Origin of the sequence: Methyloversatilis sp. (genome assembly GCF_030698125.1) — a bacterium.
GTDB lineage: Bacteria > Pseudomonadota > Gammaproteobacteria > Burkholderiales > Rhodocyclaceae > Methyloversatilis.
The window spans coordinates 102,818-119,605 of sequence record NZ_JAUYNV010000008.1 but is presented as its reverse complement, the minus strand read 5'-3'; the positions used below and the strand labels follow the sequence as shown (position 1 = coordinate 119,605).

Genomic DNA, 16,788 nt, shown 5'->3' with positions numbered 1-16,788 from the left:
GCGCAATGAGCATGAACCGCCGCGAATTCCTGCAGGTACTGGCGGCCGCCAGTGCCGGCGGCATGGCCCTGCATGGCAGCTTCGCCCAGGCTGCGAGCGCGGCCGGGCAGATGTATGAACTGCCGCGCTTCGGCAACGTGAGCCTGCTGCATTTCACCGACTGCCACGCGCAGCTGATGCCCATCCACTTCCGCGAGCCGGACGTGAATCTGGGCATCGGCGACATGATGGGTCGGCCACCGCATCTGGTCGGCGAAAAGCTGCTGAAGCAGTTCGGCATCGCGCCGGGCAGTGCGCAGGCACACGCCTTCACCTACCTCGACTTTTCGCAGGCGGCGAAAACCTACGGCAAGGTCGGCGGCTTCGCTCACCTCGCCACGTTGGTCAAGCGCATGAAGGCGAGCCGGCCGGGCGCGCTGCTGCTCGACGGCGGCGACACCTGGCAGGGTTCCGGCCTTGCGCTGTGGACCCGGGGGCAGGACATGGTCGACGCCGGCAAGTTGCTCGGCGTCGATGTCATGACCGGCCACTGGGAATTCACCTACGGCGCCGAACGGGTGAAGCAGATCGTCGACGGCGACTTCGCCGGCAAGATCGACTTCGTCGCGCAGAACGTGAAAACCACCGACTTCGGCGACCAGGTGTTCCCGCCTTTCGTCATCAAGCCGATCAACGGCGTGCCGGTGGCCATCATCGGCCAGGCCTTCCCGTACACGCCGATCGCCAATCCGCGCTACTTCACGCCGGACTGGAGCTTCGGCATCAACGACGAAAGCCTGCAGGAACACGTCGATGCCGCACGCGCCAAAGGCGCACAGGTGGTGGTCGTGCTGTCGCACAACGGCATGGATGTCGACATCAAGATGGCCTCCAGGGTGCGCGGCGTCGATGCCATCCTCGGCGGGCACACGCACGACGGCGTGCCGGCGCCGGTCATCGTGAAGAACGGCGGCGGCCAGACCCTGGTCACCAACGCCGGCTCGAACGGCAAATTCCTCGGCGTGCTCGATTTCGACGTGAAGGGCGGCAAGGTGTCGGACTTCCGCTACCACCTGCTGCCGGTGTTTTCCAACCTGATCCAGCCGGACGCCGACATGGCGTCGCTGATCGCGAAGATGCGTGCACCGCATGAAGCGAAGCTGAATGAAAAGCTCGCGGTGACCGAAGGCCTGCTCTATCGCCGCGGCAATTTCAACGGCAGCTTCGACCAGCTCATCCTCGACGGCCTGATGAAGATGAAGGACGCCGAAATTGCGTTCTCGCCCGGTTTCCGCTGGGGTACCAGCCTGCTGCCGGGCGACACCATCACGATGGAAAACCTGCTCGACCAGACCGCCATCACCTATCCGTACACGACGCTGACGCCGATGACCGGCGAATTCATCAAGACGGTGCTCGAAGACGTGTGCGACAACCTGTTCAACCCCGACCCCTACTACCAGCAGGGCGGCGACATGGTACGCGTCGGCGGGCTGCAGTACCGCTGCGACCCGACCGCGAAGATGGGCAGCCGCATCACCGCGATGTCGCTCGGCGGCAAGCCGCTCGAAGCATCGAAAACCTATCGCGTCGCCGGCTGGGCGCCGGTGTCTGAAGAAGCGAAGAACGCCGGCGGCGAACCGATCTGGGATCTGATGGCACGCTATCTGCGCGATGTGAAAACCGTCAAGCCGGTCAAGCTGAACCTGCCCGAATTGCAGGGCGTGGCCGGCAACCCGGGCATGGCCTGACATGCCACTTTTGCGTCGTCCGTCGATGCGGACAATTTTCGCGACCTGCGCGGTCCTTTTTGCGCACTGGGCGATGGCGGGCGAGGCACCGCTTGTTCATCCGGCGCTCAAGCCGATACAGGTCGGCGCCCACAGCTGGTATGTACAGGGTGAAGCCGGCCCGGCCAGTCTGGCCAATGCGGGTTACAACTCCAACGCCGGCTTCGTCGTCACCGGCGACGGAGTGGTCGTGATCGACGCGCTCGGCACACCCACGCTGGGCGAGGCGCTGATCGCCGCCATCCGCCGCGTGACCGACCAGCCGATCCGCCGCGTGCTGATCACCCATTACCACGCCGACCACTTCTACGGGCTGCAGGCGTTCAAGGCGGTCGGCGCCGAAGTTTGGGCGCACCGCAGCGGTCGCGAATACATCGAAGGCGAGGAAGGCCGGGCGCGGCTGGAACAGCGGCGGCGCGATCTCGACCCCTGGGTCGACGGCAAGACCCGACTGATCGCCGCCGACCTCTGGCTGGAGGGCGACACCAGCTTCCGCATGGGCGACATCAGTTTCGAAATGATCCACATGGGCCCGGCGCACGCACCGGACGACATGGTGGTCGTGGTGCGCGAAGACGGCGTGATCTACTCGGGAGACATCCTGTTCATCGGCCGCATCCCCTTTGTCGGTGACGCCGACAGCAAGCGCTGGCTGACCACGATGGACCGGCTGCTTGCGCTCAAGCCCGGCACGCTGGTCACCGGCCACGGTCCGGCCTCGACCGACCCGGCGCGCGACCTCGGCCTGACGCGCGACTACCTGACCTATCTGCGCACCGAAATGGGTCGCGCGGTCAGCGACTTCATGCCCTTCGACGAAGCCTATGCGCGCACCGACTGGCGCCGCTGGGAAAAGATGCCGGCCTTCGACGCCGCGAATCGCGTCAACGCCTACGGCACCTATCTGCGCATGGAGCAGGAGGCGCTCGACAAATGACCGCTCGCGCGCTCGTCGCCCTGATGACACTGTTGCTCAGTCCGGCGCTGTTCGCCGCGCCGGCGCGTACCGCAGGGCCGGCCCTGCCGACGCTGACGAATGCGGTGAAGGATGTGCGTGACGCCGCCAACCCGGGCGTCGTGGTCGTCGTGCTGTTTTCGCTGCCCGGCTGCCACTACTGCGAAGAGGTCCGCAGCCACTATCTGGCGCCGCTGGCACGCGATGCCGCTCAACGCGGCCGGCTGGTGATCCGCGAAGTCGATCTGAACAGCGCACGCAGGCTGACCGACTTCGACGGCAGCCAGACGACGCAGGCGGCGTTTGCACAACGCATGAAGGTGCAGTTCGCGCCGACCGTGCTGTTTCTCGATGCCCACGGCCGACAGGTCGCCTCACCGCTGGTCGGCGCCGGCAAGGCCGACTTCTACGGCGGATATCTTGATGACGCCATCGCGGCAGGCGTCAAGGCGGCTGCGCGATGAACGACGGCACGAAAAAACACTGGGAAGATGTCTATGCCAGCAAGGCGCCGGACAGCGTGAGCTGGTTCCAGCCGCACGCGCAGCATTCGCTCGACCTGATTGCACGTGCCGGCATTGGTCTCGATGCGGCCATCATCGATGTCGGCGGCGGCGCCTCGACGCTGGTCGACGATCTGCTTGCGCGCGGCCATACCGATCTGAGTGTGCTCGACCTGTCGGCAACGTCATTGCACGCAGCGCAGGCAAGGCTGGGCGATGCGGCGGCCAAAGTGAAATGGATCGAGGCCGACATCACCACAGTCGAATTGCCGCCGCGGCGCTTCGACCTGTGGCACGACCGCGCGGTATTCCACTTCCTGACCGATTCGGCACAGCGGGATGCCTATGTGGCGACGGTGCTGCGGGCGGTAAAGCCGGGCGGCCACGTCATCGTAGCGGCCTTCGCGGAGGACGGCCCGGAGCGCTGCAGCGGCCTGCCGGTGATGCGCTATGGTGCAAACGCGCTGCACGCTCAATTCGGGGCACGGTTCGAATTGCTGGAGCACAGCCGCGAAGTCCATCACACGCCAACCGGCGTGGTGCAGCAGTTCGTGTATTGCTTCTGCCGCCGGTCGGCGAGTTGAGGTGCCAGGCGGAGGTGCCAGGCGGACGCGCCCGCCTGGCGAACCTGCAGAATGTGCCTTATCTGAACTTGTAGTAACGCTGGTTCAGATAGGCCGCAACGTGCGCCTCGTCCTCCGGGAACCAGCCGGTATTGAGCTGCGAATTGCACACGCTGACCTGGGTCGCGAGCTGGGCCAGCGTGTTCACCCGCCGGTCCTTGCGCAGATAGATCTGCGAACCGTCGCCACCCAGCTTGTCCATGTGGCAGCTTTCGCACTGCGCCTCGACCACCAGTTCACCGCCCTTTGCCGGATCGGCGGCCTGAACGACCGTGGCAAGGACACAACAGGATGCAGCGATCAACAGTGCGTTCGGCTTCATGACGGCTTGCCTCCGGGTTCGTCTGGCGATCAGGTGTTCTGCACCACGATGCTGGGGAATTTGGCGCTCATGTCCTTGCCCTTGTCGGCGATCTTCACCGCCACCTTGCGCGCGATGTCGCGATAGATTTCGGCCACGCGGCCGTCCGGGTCGGACACCACGGTCGGCTTGCCGGAATCGGCCTGTTCGCGGATCTGCATCGCCAGCGGCAGCGAACCCAGCACGTCGAGCCCGTAGTCGGCCGCCATGCGCGCGCCGCCACCCTCGCCGAAGATGTGCTCTTCGTGGCCGCACTTCGAACAGGTGTGGATGCTCATGTTTTCCACGATGCCGAGGATGGGAATACCCACCTTCTCGAACATCTTCAGTCCCTTGCGTGCATCCAGCAGCGCGATGTCCTGCGGCGTCGTGATGATGACGGCGCCGGTCACCGGCACCTTCTGCGCCAGCGTAAGCTGGATGTCGCCGGTACCCGGCGGCATGTCGATCACCAGGTAATCGACATCCTCCCAGCGGGTTTCGGTCAGCAACTGTTCCAGCGCCGAGGTCACCATCGGGCCGCGCCAAACCATCGGCGTTTCGACGTCGATCAGGAAGCCGATCGACATCGCCTGGATGCCGTAGGCCATCATCGGCGACAGCGACTTGCCGTCCGGCGAATCCGGGCGGCCGGTGATGCCCAGCATCTGCGGCTGCGACGGGCCGTAGATGTCGGCGTCGAGCAGACCGACCGTCGCGCCTTCGGCAGCCAGCGCCAGCGCAAGATTCACCGCGGTGGTGCTCTTGCCGACGCCGCCCTTGCCGGACGCCACGGCGATGATGTTCTTCACACCGGGCAGCAGCTTCACGCCGCGCTGCACCGTGTGCGACACGATCTTCTGCGTCATGCTGACGCTGACATTGCCGACCCCCGGAATCGCACGCAGCACGGCGATGGCCATCCGGCGCAGGTGATCCATCTGGCTCTTCGCCGGATAGCCCAGTTCGATGTCGACTGACACGTCGATGCCGTCGACGCGGATGTTCCGCGCGCTGCGCGTGGTAATGAAATCCTTGCCGGTATTGGGATCGATCAGTTCCTTGAGCGCACTCTGGACCTGGGCTTCGCTGATGGACATATGAACTCCGGGCGGCGGTGTGCCCGCCGGGCCGCGTCATGCGGCGCCGCTGCAGGCAATACCTGATTGATTTACTCCAGTTTAACCGATCATCGCCGTCCTTATCCCGGAAGCCCGCGCGCGGGCAGTAGAATTGCGGGCTTTCCTGCTTTGGCCACCACCTCGCCGCCCGCCATGTCCCGCCGCCGCCTGCTCGTCACCAGCGCCCTGCCCTACGCCAATGGCGCCATCCACCTCGGTCATCTGGTCGAATACATCCAGACAGATATCTGGGTGCGCTTTCAGCGCATGCGCGGCCACGAGGTCCATTACGTCGGCGCCGACGACCAGCACGGCACACCCATCATGCTGCGCGCAGAGAAGGAAGGCATCACACCGCGCCAGCTGGTCGAGCGCGTGCTGCACGAACACGCGCGCGACTTCTTCGGCGGGCTCGACGTACAGGCCACATGGAAACAGGGCCGGGGCGAACTCGGTGGCTTCCTGGTCAGCTTCGACAATTACCACCAGACCGATTCCGACGAGAACCGTGCCTTCTGCGAAGACATCTACGCCAAGCTGAAGGCCGGCGACCTGATCGCGCAGCGCTCGGTCGAGCAGTTCTACGACCCGGTGAAGGAAATGTTCCTGCCCGACCGCTTCATCAAGGGCGAGTGCCCGAAGTGTTCGGCCAAAGACCAGTATGGCGATTCCTGCGAAGTGTGCGGCGCCACCTACGCGCCGACCGAACTGAAGAACGCCTATTCGGTGGTGTCCGGCGCGGCGCCCGAGCGGCGCGCCAGCGAACACCACTTCTTCCGTCTGTCGGCGCCGCAGTGCGAGCAGTTCCTGCGCGACTTCACCCAGGGCTCGGACCGGCTGCAGCCGGAAGCCGCCAACAAGATGAAGGAATGGCTGGGCGAGCCGGGCGACAACCGCCTGTCCGACTGGGACATTTCGCGCGACGCGCCCTACTTCGGCTTCCGCATCCCGGGCACCGACAACAAGTTCTTCTACGTCTGGCTCGACGCCCCGGTCGGCTACTTCGGCAGCTTCCGCCACTACGTGGCGAAGCAGAAGGCGCTCGGCAATGACATCAGCGAAGCGGACTTCCTCGATGCCGCGGGCGCGAAAGCGGCCGGCACCGAAATGGTTCACTTCATCGGCAAGGACATCCTGTACTTCCACGCCCTGTTCTGGCCCGCCATGCTCGAACACTCCGGCTACCGCACACCGACGCAGATCAACGCGCACGGCTTCCTGACGGTCAATGGCGAGAAGATGAGCAAGAGCCGCGGCACCTTCATCACCGCGCAGAGCTATCTCGATCTCGGCCTGAACCCGGAATGGCTGCGCTATTACTATGCCGCCAAGCTCAACGGCTCGATGGAAGACATCGACCTGAACCTCGACGACTTCGTCGCGCGGGTGAATTCGGATCTGGTGGGCAAGTACATCAATATCGCGAGCCGCTGCGCGGGCTTCATCACGAAGCGCTTTGCGGGCAAGTTGTCGGCGCCGACCGTGCCATTTCACTGGCACGAGGTGTCGATCCGTGATGCCTACGAGTCGCGTGACTATGCGCGCGCGCTGCGCGAGGTCATGGCCTGCGCCGACCAGGCCAACGTGTTCGTCAATGACCATGCACCGTGGGTGCTCGCCAAGCAGGACGGCCAGGACGAAAAACTGCAATCCGTCTGCAGCACCGCGATCGAACTGTTCCGCCAGCTCACCGTGCTGCTCAAGCCGGTGCTGCCGCATCTGGCCGCCGAGGTCGAGCGCTTCCTGAACATCGCGCCGGTGTGCTGGGACGACTTCGGCGCCACGCTCGCCGCCGGCCACACGATCAACGACTACAAGCACCTGATGACCCGCATCGACCCCAAACAGGTGATCGCACTGGTCGACGCCAACAAGGAAAGTCTGCTGCCCTCACCCCAGCCCTCTCCCGCTGATGCGGGAGAGGGGGCGAAAAGCCACAGCGCCGCAAAGCGGTTGCAAGGCGATTCCGACAAAACCCGCGACGCTGCAAATCCCTCGCCCGCATCAGCGGGAGAGGGTGGCCGCGCCCCAGCGCGGACGGGTGAGGGCAAACCGGCCTCCGCGCCCGCATCGCTGGTCGAACTGGCCCGCAAGCTGCGCGCCGGTCAGACCGATGCCGAAGCACTGATCTGGTCCTTGCTGCGCGATCGCCAGATCGGCAACGCGAAGTTCCGCCGCCAGCACCCGTTCGATCTTGGCGGTGGCGCGAAGGCCATCCTCGATTTCTATGCCGCAGAACAGAAAATCGCCGTCGAACTCGACGGCGGTCAGCACGCCGACGCCGCGCTGAAGGACCGCGAGCGCGATCGCTCACTGGCGGAGCACGGTATTCGGGTACTGCGCTACTGGGACAACGAGGTGCTGCAACAGACCGAAGCCGTGCTCGAATCGATCTGGCGCGCGGTGACGAACGCATCTGCCCTCGCCCCCGGCCCCTCTCCCGCTGATGCGGGAGAGGGGCGCTTCATCTCCATCGACGACTTCTCGAAGGTCGAGCTGCGCATCGCAAAGATCGTCGCGGCCGACCATGTCGAGGGCGCGGACAAGCTGCTGCGCCTGCAGCTCGACATCGGCGAAGACACGCCGCGCCAGGTATTCGCCGGCATCAAGTCGGCCTATGACCCGGCACTGCTGGTCGGGCGGCTGACTGTCATGGTGGCCAATCTCGCACCGCGCAAGATGAAATTCGGCCTGTCTGAGGGCATGGTGCTGGCGGCATCCGACGACAAGGGCGAAGTGCCGGGCCTGTTCATCCTGTCGCCGGACAGCGGTGCGGCGCCGGGCATGCGGGTCAAGTAGGTCGATGGCCGATCCGGAGATCGAGGCGCTTCACTTCGCCGTCCGCGGGCGGGTGCAAGGCGTGGGTTTCCGCTATGCCATGATCAACGAAGCGCGCCGGCTCGGCGTGACCGGCTGGGTGCGCAACCGGCGCGACGGATCGGTCGAGGCATTCGCCTGCGGTGTGCCGGCGGCCCTCGATGCGCTGGTTGCCTGGGCCGAACGGGGCCCGGCCGGAGCGCGTGTCGATGAATGTCTGATTGCGCCGACCGGCGTCGACAGTGCACTGCACGACTTCTCGCAACGGCCGACCGTCGGCGATCCGCTGTCGAAAACCGACTGAAAGCGCGGCCATTTGGTGCACTGCCGCCATGGCAGTGCGTCAAGACATTCCCCCGTCACAGGTCTAGTCTCCCCATCAGGCGCGCACATGGACGCAACCCACTTCTGTGGAGGAGACAATCATGCTGCCAATGGAGGAAGCGTGTTTTTGCGCCGTGTTGCGCGCCTGCCAGGATCACGCCGACGCATTGCTTGCGCGCGGCGACCCGCCGCGCCCCACCGCCCTGATGGCGCACATCGAGCACGGTCGCATCCGCAGTGCGGCGCTCGCCCACATGGACTTGCTGGACGAGCTCGCCGTGACCCGCTTCGTGCAGGAAACGGTCGCTCAACCAGACATCGATGTGGTCGGCCTGAGCTGCCTGATGCGGCTGGCCGAATTCGACGACGACGAACCCGATCAGCCGCCGGTCACGCGCGATGTCGTGCTGATCTATCTGGTGTCGAAAGAGCGCGAAACCTGGGTCGCCAATGACATCGATCTGGAAACCGGCTGCCTGATGCGGGGTGAGCTTGATCTGACGCGCGGCAGCCAAACCTTCCTGATCGATCCGATGAAGTTGCACTGATCAGCCGGCATCGTCCTCGCGCCGCGCGTGGGTGTCCTGCTCGTTCGGCAATCTGGTCGGCAGTTCGGTCGGCAGTGGCGTCAGCGCGTACGGCGCAACCAGCTTCCAGATGTGCGCCGGCACCATGCTCTTCAGACGCTGCAACCCGAAGGGCGCGAGTCCAGATGCACCGGGCTCCGCCTTGGGCCTCCTGGCCTGACGGCCAGTCAGCCGGCGTCGGCCCGCCTTGATCCGGACGCATCGGGATTCGCGCGCGCCCCGCGATTCAATGTCAACAGACCCTAGAACCCTATCTTCTTCTGCCGTGTGGCGCGGCCGGCGTCCAGATCGGCCGGCAGCAAGTGGTCACGCCGTTCCAGTTTGGCATTGCCGAAAGCAGCCATCAGCACCTTGCGCATGTCGCGCGGCGGCACATGGGCCAGACCGTCGATCACATCTTCCGGCGCATCCTCGTCGAAGCCCCAGTGATGTGCGGCGAGAATCTCGCCGTAAAGCGTGCGCGCGATGGCACAGGCCTGGTCGTGATCCGGTCGCGGCACGGTGTACACATTCATGCGACTCAGGATGGGCTCGGGAATCGATCGCTCGTCATTCGCTGTGGACACCCACATGATGTGGCTGGCATCCATGTCGACCTCGATGAATTCGTCCTTGAACTGGCGCGCGGTGTCCTGCTCCAGCAAGCCGTACAGCGCACCCATCGGGTCATAGCGCGGGTCGCCACCCGCCTTGTCGACCTCGTCGAGCACCAGCAGCGGATTGGCGTAGTCGCCGGACACCAGCGCCTGTGCAACCTTGCCGGGTCGCGCGTGCGACCACTGCGACGAGGTGCCGCTCAGGATCCAGCCAGCGGTCAGCGACGACATCGATACGAACTCGAAGCCTGTACCGAGCACATTGGCGAGTTGCTTCGCGAAATGGGTCTTGCCGATGCCCGGCTCGCCGAGCAGCAGGATGGGCGTGAAATGCATCGGCTCGTTGCCGGCGACCGCCAGCGCAAGATAGCGTTTGAGATCGTCGAGCACGGGTGCGAAATTCGGACAGCGGGCGTACAGCGGATCAAGTCCGTCGAACGACGACGGCTTGACGACATAGCGCACGCCACCCAGCTGCTTCATCTTTTCGTAGTACGCCACCAGCGACTCGTTGCGTGATGTGGCACCCGATTCCATCGCCCGGTCGACCGCGCCAACGCTGTAGATTTCGCGGCATTCGGCCAGTGGAATCTGAAACTCAGCCCCCTGCATCTCGGCCCCTCGCATGATTCGTCTCCCGATGTTGCTGCACCGACCTGAAGGTCTAACGTCGCGCGCTCCGGGAAGTTGAGTCGGGTCCGCACGCGCCCGGTTGATGCGTCATTCGATGCATCAACCGTGCCACTACTGCGGTGTCGGAACGATCAGCCGGGCAAGCGCGGCAAAGCGACTCGGTTGACCGAGCATCAGTTTCGCCAGTTCGTCCAGCCATTCGGTGCCGTTGTCTTCTGCCGGCGGCTGGTAATCCACGATGCCGAAACGTTCGACATTCTGCAAGGTCAGGCGCAGCGTCAGCCGGGTGTAATCGGCGTTCAGTTCGACCCGGCCGCGCACTTCGGGCGCGATATCGAACACCTGGGCACGCAGGCGGTTCTGTTCGTCACGCGATGCCTGTTCCTCAAAGCGCAGGCCGTGTTCGCGCAGCGCCACGCGCAGCGCGCTGGCCGCCTGCGGCTCGCGCTCGCAGCGCATCAGGGCCTGGCCGCGCAGCAGCCAGGCCAGTGACACCCGGGCCAGTTGATCCGGCGCCTCCGGGCCGCGATTGCGGGTGTTGACGTCGGACGCCTGCCAGGCCAGGCCGCGTAGCACGCCCATACCGAGCAGCGGATAGTCGCGTGCAATCTGCGGCTTGATCACGTTGAGCTGGCCGGCGAACTGCGTCAGGTAGTCGCGCACCAGCACAAGGCGGGTGGCGAGCGCCTGTTCCGCTTCGGTGCGTACCGCCCGCTCGCCGCGCTGCATCTGCGCGTTGTGCGCTCGGATGCGCTGTGCCTCGCCGGCAAGATCGGCCAGCAGCGACGATGCGGCCGATGCCGGCGCCGGCATCGGCGCACCGGGCTCCGCGCCGTTCGACGCTGCGGGTGCCGCCGCACCCGCAGTGACCTCCGGTTCATCGTGCAGCGTCGGGAACGCCGGCCCCGGCGCCGCCTGCTCGCGCAGTGGCTTCAGGCGGGTCTGGGTGGCGCCGTTTGACGCCACGCCGATCGATGGCGGCGCGGAGCCGCGGGCAGAAAAGGCATCGATATCGGCTGCCAGTGCGGCCAGCACGTCGTCGACCGGCAGCGCGGGTTTCTGCGACTGACCGCGGCGAAGGCTTTCCGGACCATCCACCACCTCCGGACTTTCGATCGCACGCGGCGGCGGCTCGGTCACTTTCAATACCGTGGCAGCAACCGGTTCGAGCCGGATCCAGCGCAGCGCGTCGGCCAGCTCGGCGGCCGTCTGGAAACGGTCGACCGGCGATTTCGCAAGCGCCTTCATCACCAGCAGGTCAAGCTCGGCCGGTACGTCCGGGTCGATCGCGCTGGGCGTGGGTGTGGGCACGTGGGCGATGTTTTCCAGCACGCTGGACAAGGTGCCGGTGAGCGGCGAGCCGAACGGGGGCCGGCCGGCCAGCATTTCGAACAGCAGCGCACCAAGCGAAAACACGTCGGAACGCGCGTCGGGGGCAAGCCCCTGTACCTGTTCGGGTGAAAGATACTGCGGCATCGCCGGCAAGGCATCCGGGGCCGGGGCGGGCAGCGCAAAGTCGGTCACCGACACATGGCCGGCGCCGTCGACCAGCAGGTTGGACGCCTTCAGCCCGCCATGCGTGACACCGCTGGCGTGGGCGTGCGCCAGCGCGTCGGCGGTCTGCAGGCCGATGCTGCACACCCATTCGAAGGACAGGCGCGGCAGTGCGTCGAGCAGCTGCCGCAGCGAACGCGCATCCACGCGGTCCATGGCGACCCAGGGCGTGCCGTCATCGGCGCTGACGCCTTGTTCGATGATGCGCACGATGCATGGATGATTCAGCTGCGAGGCGTGCAGCAGACGGTCGCCGAGTGCGCGGACATAAGCCGGCACGTCATCGGCGAGATCGGTACGGAAGAGCTTCAGCGCGACCAGGCGACCGCTCCCCGCTTCGGTCGCCTCGAATACGGCGCCGCGTTCGCCGCGGCCGATCTCGCGCCCCAACGCATAGCGCCCCATCTTGCGCGGCGCATCAGTCATGCGCAACGCCCCGTGCGTTCAGAGGTGGAGGGTGAGGCCGTCGGCGGAGAACGTTAAAAAAGGTATCGCAAAGCATGTCTGCGATATTACCCAAGCTGCTGCCGCTGCACACCCTTGCGCAGCAGCCCGGGCGGGCATTACGACAACTTATTCCTGCAAACGATAGATATCACGCAGGAACGCATCGGGATCGGACACGGCAGTGTGCGAGCGCGCAACCGATGGGCGGCGGCTGGCAAGCGCGGCTTCGGGCTGCGGCAGCCAGCCTGCGTCGAGCACTTCGTCGCCGTAGTCCTGGCGGCCAAGCGACTTTCCGGTCATGAAATCAAACAGGTCCATGTTTCTCTTCCTGAACACACCGTCCACTGCCATCGGCTCATGCCCCGGCGACTTGAGGGTTCCGATCGCCGGTGACACACATGTTTGCGGCTTCTGTCCGCCGTCTCGTTGAACTACGCTGAAGAGGTCTGACCTCCTCCCCACCGGTACATCTCGCTGCCATGTTCCGTTGCTGCATCCTGCTAGCGTCGCTGTGCACTCTGTCCGGTCCGCAACCCGTTGCCGCCGCGGATGCAGCGAGCCACGCGAATCAGCAGATCATTGATGCCGTGCAGGCGCGCTGGTCGACCGGTCCGCAGGCAGGCTGGCTGTCGCGCATCCTGCCGCCGACGATGACGGCCGCTGCGCTGCCCGAACCGGATTCACCCGCTGCGACGCTGTTGGCGCGCTACTGCGTTCAGTGCCACCACCTGCCGAGCCCTGCGATGCACCACCCCGACAAATGGCCGAAAATCGTCGGCCGGATGGTGGTGCGCATGCGAGGCAGCGGAAACCGCGGCGCGCTGATGAAACACATGATGGGCGGCGGCGGCGCGCCGGACGAGGAAGAAGTACACATGCTCATCGGCTACTTGAGACGTAATGCACAGAAGCCGATTGATGTGGCGCGCTATCCGGACCTGGACACGCGCGGGCGCAGCTTCCGCGACGCCTGCGATCAGTGCCACGTACTGCCGGAACCGTCGAGCCGACCCGCCCGGGAGTGGCGTCGAGTGGTGCAGCGCATGGAGGACAACATGACCTGGATGAACCGGATCGTGGGTTCAACGCCGCAGCGGGGCGAACCCCAACTGCGGCGCCAGGACATCCTTGGCTATCTGGAAAGCAAGGCCGGGCGCTGACGCGGCACCCGACAGGCGCTCAGACGACGCCTGCCCCCTGCGACTGGCTGCGCGCGCTGCGGCAGGCCACCGGCAGCCAGTCGAGCACGCACCGGGCCACCTTGCGCCAGTCGGCTTCCAGCATCATGCCGTGGCCCATGCCGGGGAAGATGCGCGCCTCGACATCGAGTGCGCGGGCGGTCATTTCGATCTGCGAAGGCGGAATGATGGGATCGCACTCGGCGCCGAGCACCAGCAGCGGCGCGCGCCGCATGCGTGACGGCTGCGGCAGGTCGAACAGTGTCATGTCCCAGATCACGCGCGCCGATTCCGGCTGCACGCGACGCGCCATCTGCTGCAGGCGCTCCATCGACACCGGCTGGGCGAACAGGGCTTCGCGCAGCACCTCGGGCGATGTGCCGCCGCCGGTCAACAGATTGTTCAGTTCCGACATCAGATCAGGCTTGCGCAGCGCCAGACCGACCGCCGATGCCCACAAACCCTGCGGCGGCACCGACGCCATCAGCACCGCGCCGGACACCTGTCTCACTTCCATACACTTCTGTACCACCATGCCGCCCATCGAGTGACCGATCAGGATCGGCGGCACCTCGCAGGCGTCGATGAGTTCGAGCACGTCGCGCACGTAGTCGTCGAGGCTCAGCAGATCCAGAAACTCGCGCCCCGGAGTGCCGCCATGGCCGGACAGCGACAAGGCGGTCGCCTCGAAGCCGGCGTCGGCGAAGTAGGGCAGGAAATGTTCGTCCCAGCACCACGCAGCCGTGTAGGCGCCGTGGACGAACAGCAGGGGTGTTGCGTGGGTCGCCGCAGCCGGTCTTCGCGTGATGACTTCCAGCGGACCTTGGCGCTTGATCATGTTTCAGTGCTCCGATGGTTTCGAGACACTTTAACTGCAAGCAGGTATCGGGCCCGGACTCGCATTGTCGAAAGCGTCACACCGACGATCACAAAGCGTCAGCGTGTTCCGGTTTCGCAACGACCTCGTCGTTGTCTGCGCAGGTATCCGGCCGGGCAACCGAAATCAGGGCCCAGTGCGACTCCCGGAACCAGTTTTCAAGCGCTGCCACGGGAATCGGCTTGCTGATGAGGTAGCCCTGGACCAGATCGCAGCCGAGTTCGCGCAGCCGTTCCAGCACGGCCTCCGTCTCGACGCCTTCGGCCGTCACCTTCAAACCCATGTTGTGGGCCAGTTCGATTGTCGAACGTACGATGATTTCGTCGTTCGGATTTTCGACCAGGTTCATCACGAAGCTGCGGTCGATCTTCATTTCGCTCACCGGCATCTGCTTGAGGTAGGACAGCGAGGAATAGCCGGTACCGTAATCGTCGATCGACAGCAGGCAGCCGGTGTCGCGCAGCGCCTGCAGATTGGCCAGTGCGCGCAGCGGATCGTCGAGCACCGCGCTCTCGGTGATTTCCAGCGTGATCAGGCGCGATTCGCAGCCGTGGCGCTGCAGCATTTCGATGAAACTGGTCGGTAGATCGGGGTTGAGCAGGTCGCGCGCCGAAATGTTCAGCGACACATTCACCTCGAGACCGGCCCGCAGCCACAGGCCGCACTGGCGGATCGCGGCATTCATGACCCACAGCGTGATCGCCTTGACGTAGCCGGTCTGCTCGGCGAACGGGATGAAATCGAACGGCGGAATGAAGCCGCGCGTCGGATGGATCCAGCGCACCAGCGCTTCGACGTGATGCTGGCGGCCCGGCACCAGCGCGACCTTGGGCTGGTAGTACAGCACCAGTTCATCGTGCTCGACGGCCGCCCGGAGTTCGGTCAGAAGCGACAGCCGTTCCACGTTGCGTTCATGGTGGCGCGGGTCATAGATCGCCGCGCCGCTGTTGTGGCGTTTCGCCTGATACATGGCGACGTCGGCGTGGCGCAGCAGCGCCTGCACGTCGTCACCGTGCTCCGGAAACGACGAAATGCCCATGCTGGCGCTGACGTCGACCATCTGCCCTTCAAGGCTCATCGGCTGATCGAGCGCTTCGGCGATGCGCATCGCCACGCCCCAGGCCTTGTGCGCATCGGCGCCCGGCAGCAGCACGGCGAATTCGTCGCCGCCGAGGCGCGCGACCTGATCACGCACGTCGCGCAGCGTGTCGCGCAGCCGCTTGCCCACTTCGACCAGCAGCAGGTCGCCCAGGCCGTGGCCGAGCGCGTCATTCACCATCTTGAAACGGTCCATGTCGAGCGTCAGCACCGCCAGCGCGCCGTCGCGCGTCTTCGCGTCCCGCACACCATCGGTCAGCCGCTCGACGAAGTACGCTCGGTTCGGCAGACCGGTCAGCGTGTCGCGGTAGGCCAGCTCCGAAATGCGCGCCTCGCGCGTCGATATGGCGTCGGTCATGTGCGAGAAGGCGTCGGCCAGCTGGCCGATCTCGTCGCGCCGGTCCATCACCGGCGGCACGCCGTACTCGCCCTTGCCGACGCGGCGCGCGAACTGCGCCAGCCGGGCTACCGGCGACGCGATCGATCTCCCGAGCAGCGCGCTGGCCACCAGCGCAAACAGCATGCCGGCAAGCGACAGCTGCAGCCAGTTGTCGTACAGGCGCTGCCACGGTTCAAGCGCGCGATCGAGCGACAGCTGCAGCACGACCGTGATGTGCTGCAGCGTACCCGCTTCGATGATCTTGGGCCGGCTTGCGTAGTCCTTGCCGTCGAGCGACAGCATCTCCGGCAGCGCCCCGCCGTGCCCGCGGAAGGCAGCCAGCAGCCCCGGCTGCAGCGTATCGGCGAGCGAACTGGCTGCCAGCACCCATTCATCGCCTTCGACCCGGCTCAGGAAGCTCAGGTCGAGGCCGGACACCCGTTTGAGGTCCTGCACGAACGGCTGATCGACGATGAATGCGGTCACGACGTAGGCCACCGGCAGTGGCGCGAGTACCGGCACCACCACGACCTGGTACAGCGTGCCGTCGATGATGACCAGACCGCTCCCCGATCCGCCATTGCGTGCGTTCTCGATCAGGCCGTGCAGTTGCGGCGCAACGCCCTGCGCTTCGTCCGGATAAACCGCGGTGACGCTTTCGTCGAGGCCGAGCAGCATCATCAGGCTGGCTTCGATCCGCCCGCCGTGATTGCCGAGCGCCGACACGATCGTTTCGTTGTCGCGACTGGTCAGCGCCTCACGGAAGCCGTAGTCGGCGGCCAGCACGCGGGCGGCCTGGGTCAGCTGGCTGGCGCGCTGTTCGAGCAGGCGGGACAGGACCCGATCGGCCGTCTGCAGTTCGGCACGCACATCGTTGAGCGCGCTGGCGCGGCCGAGCTGGCCGAACATCAGCAGTCCGCCGGCCTGCACCACCAGCAGCAGCAGTGCGCAACAGGCGGCAATGCGCCATTTGAGACTGTTCATTCG

At 65.5% G+C, this 16,788-nt stretch carries 16 protein-coding genes; 8 read left to right on the top strand and 8 right to left on the bottom strand.

Annotated features, from left to right (window positions below):
- Positions 1-5: 5 nt before the first annotated feature.
- From soxB to Q8Q80_RS04450, 4 genes are read left to right on the top strand one after another with little or no spacing between them, the layout of a single operon-like run.
- The gene (gene soxB / locus Q8Q80_RS04465; protein WP_305631767.1) at positions 6-1,730 is read left to right on the top strand and encodes a thiosulfohydrolase SoxB; all 1,725 of its coding nucleotides are present in this window, start codon (positions 6-8) and stop codon (positions 1,728-1,730) included.
- 25 nt (positions 1,731-1,755) lie between these two features.
- A complete protein-coding gene (locus tag Q8Q80_RS04460; protein WP_305631766.1) occupies positions 1,756-2,706 on the top strand; it encodes an MBL fold metallo-hydrolase in 951 nt (316 codons plus the stop codon).
- The gene (locus Q8Q80_RS04455; protein WP_305631765.1) at positions 2,703-3,188 is read left to right on the top strand and encodes a thioredoxin fold domain-containing protein; all 486 of its coding nucleotides are present in this window, start codon (positions 2,703-2,705) and stop codon (positions 3,186-3,188) included. Before Q8Q80_RS04460 ends, Q8Q80_RS04455 begins: the two co-directional genes overlap by 4 nt.
- A complete protein-coding gene (locus Q8Q80_RS04450) occupies positions 3,185-3,811 on the top strand; it encodes a class I SAM-dependent methyltransferase (protein WP_305631764.1) in 627 nt (208 codons plus the stop codon). Before Q8Q80_RS04455 ends, Q8Q80_RS04450 begins: the two co-directional genes overlap by 4 nt.
- Positions 3,812-3,869: 58 nt before the next feature.
- Here the strand turns inward: Q8Q80_RS04450 and Q8Q80_RS04445 are convergent, their stop codons facing one another.
- On the bottom strand, positions 3,870-4,172 hold the full coding sequence (locus tag Q8Q80_RS04445) for a hypothetical protein (RefSeq protein WP_305631763.1): 303 nt from the start codon (positions 4,170-4,172) through the stop codon (positions 3,870-3,872).
- Positions 4,173-4,201: 29 nt separating this feature from the next.
- Positions 4,202-5,290, bottom strand: a complete 1,089-nt coding sequence (gene apbC / locus Q8Q80_RS04440; RefSeq protein WP_305631762.1) for an iron-sulfur cluster carrier protein ApbC — start codon at positions 5,288-5,290, stop codon at positions 4,202-4,204.
- 174 nt (positions 5,291-5,464) lie between these two features.
- Here apbC and metG point away from each other — a divergent pair, with 174 nt between their 5' ends.
- The 3 genes from metG to Q8Q80_RS04425 all read left to right on the top strand — a co-directional run bounded on the left by metG (position 5,465) and on the right by Q8Q80_RS04425 (position 9,000).
- Complete coding sequence (metG, locus tag Q8Q80_RS04435) at positions 5,465-8,110, top strand: methionine--tRNA ligase (RefSeq protein ID WP_305631761.1); 2,646 nt, start codon at positions 5,465-5,467, stop codon at positions 8,108-8,110.
- A 4-nt stretch (positions 8,111-8,114) separates the two neighbouring features.
- Entirely contained in the window at positions 8,115-8,432 is a 318-nt protein-coding gene (locus tag Q8Q80_RS04430) for an acylphosphatase (protein WP_305631760.1), read from the top strand.
- Positions 8,433-8,553: 121 nt separating this feature from the next.
- A complete protein-coding gene (locus tag Q8Q80_RS04425; RefSeq protein WP_305631759.1) occupies positions 8,554-9,000 on the top strand; it encodes a hypothetical protein in 447 nt (148 codons plus the stop codon).
- Here Q8Q80_RS04425 and Q8Q80_RS04420 read toward each other — a convergent pair whose 3' ends face one another.
- The 4 genes from Q8Q80_RS04420 to Q8Q80_RS04405 all read right to left on the bottom strand — a co-directional run bounded on the left by Q8Q80_RS04420 (position 9,001) and on the right by Q8Q80_RS04405 (position 12,587).
- Positions 9,001-9,144: a hypothetical protein gene (locus tag Q8Q80_RS04420; protein WP_305631758.1), complete on the bottom strand. Its 144-nt coding sequence runs from the start codon at positions 9,142-9,144 to the stop codon at positions 9,001-9,003.
- Between the two features lie 137 nt (positions 9,145-9,281).
- On the bottom strand, positions 9,282-10,262 hold the full coding sequence (locus tag Q8Q80_RS04415; protein ID WP_305631757.1) for an AAA family ATPase: 981 nt from the start codon (positions 10,260-10,262) through the stop codon (positions 9,282-9,284).
- Positions 10,263-10,379: 117 nt separating this feature from the next.
- The gene (locus tag Q8Q80_RS04410; protein ID WP_305631756.1) at positions 10,380-12,248 is read right to left on the bottom strand and encodes a serine/threonine-protein kinase; all 1,869 of its coding nucleotides are present in this window, start codon (positions 12,246-12,248) and stop codon (positions 10,380-10,382) included.
- 147 nt (positions 12,249-12,395) lie between these two features.
- Complete coding sequence (locus Q8Q80_RS04405; protein ID WP_305631755.1) at positions 12,396-12,587, bottom strand: hypothetical protein; 192 nt, start codon at positions 12,585-12,587, stop codon at positions 12,396-12,398.
- A gap of 161 nt (positions 12,588-12,748) precedes the next feature.
- Here Q8Q80_RS04405 and Q8Q80_RS04400 point away from each other — a divergent pair, with 161 nt between their 5' ends.
- On the top strand, positions 12,749-13,429 hold the full coding sequence (locus tag Q8Q80_RS04400) for a hypothetical protein (protein WP_305631754.1): 681 nt from the start codon (positions 12,749-12,751) through the stop codon (positions 13,427-13,429).
- A gap of 19 nt (positions 13,430-13,448) precedes the next feature.
- On the opposite strand, the gene Q8Q80_RS04395 is transcribed toward Q8Q80_RS04400, so the two are convergent.
- Both Q8Q80_RS04395 and Q8Q80_RS04390 read right to left on the bottom strand, forming a co-directional pair.
- On the bottom strand, positions 13,449-14,285 hold the full coding sequence (locus Q8Q80_RS04395; RefSeq protein WP_305631753.1) for an alpha/beta hydrolase: 837 nt from the start codon (positions 14,283-14,285) through the stop codon (positions 13,449-13,451).
- An 88-nt stretch (positions 14,286-14,373) separates the two neighbouring features.
- Complete coding sequence (locus Q8Q80_RS04390; protein WP_305631752.1) at positions 14,374-16,785, bottom strand: bifunctional diguanylate cyclase/phosphodiesterase; 2,412 nt, start codon at positions 16,783-16,785, stop codon at positions 14,374-14,376.
- Positions 16,786-16,788 lie beyond the last annotated feature (3 nt).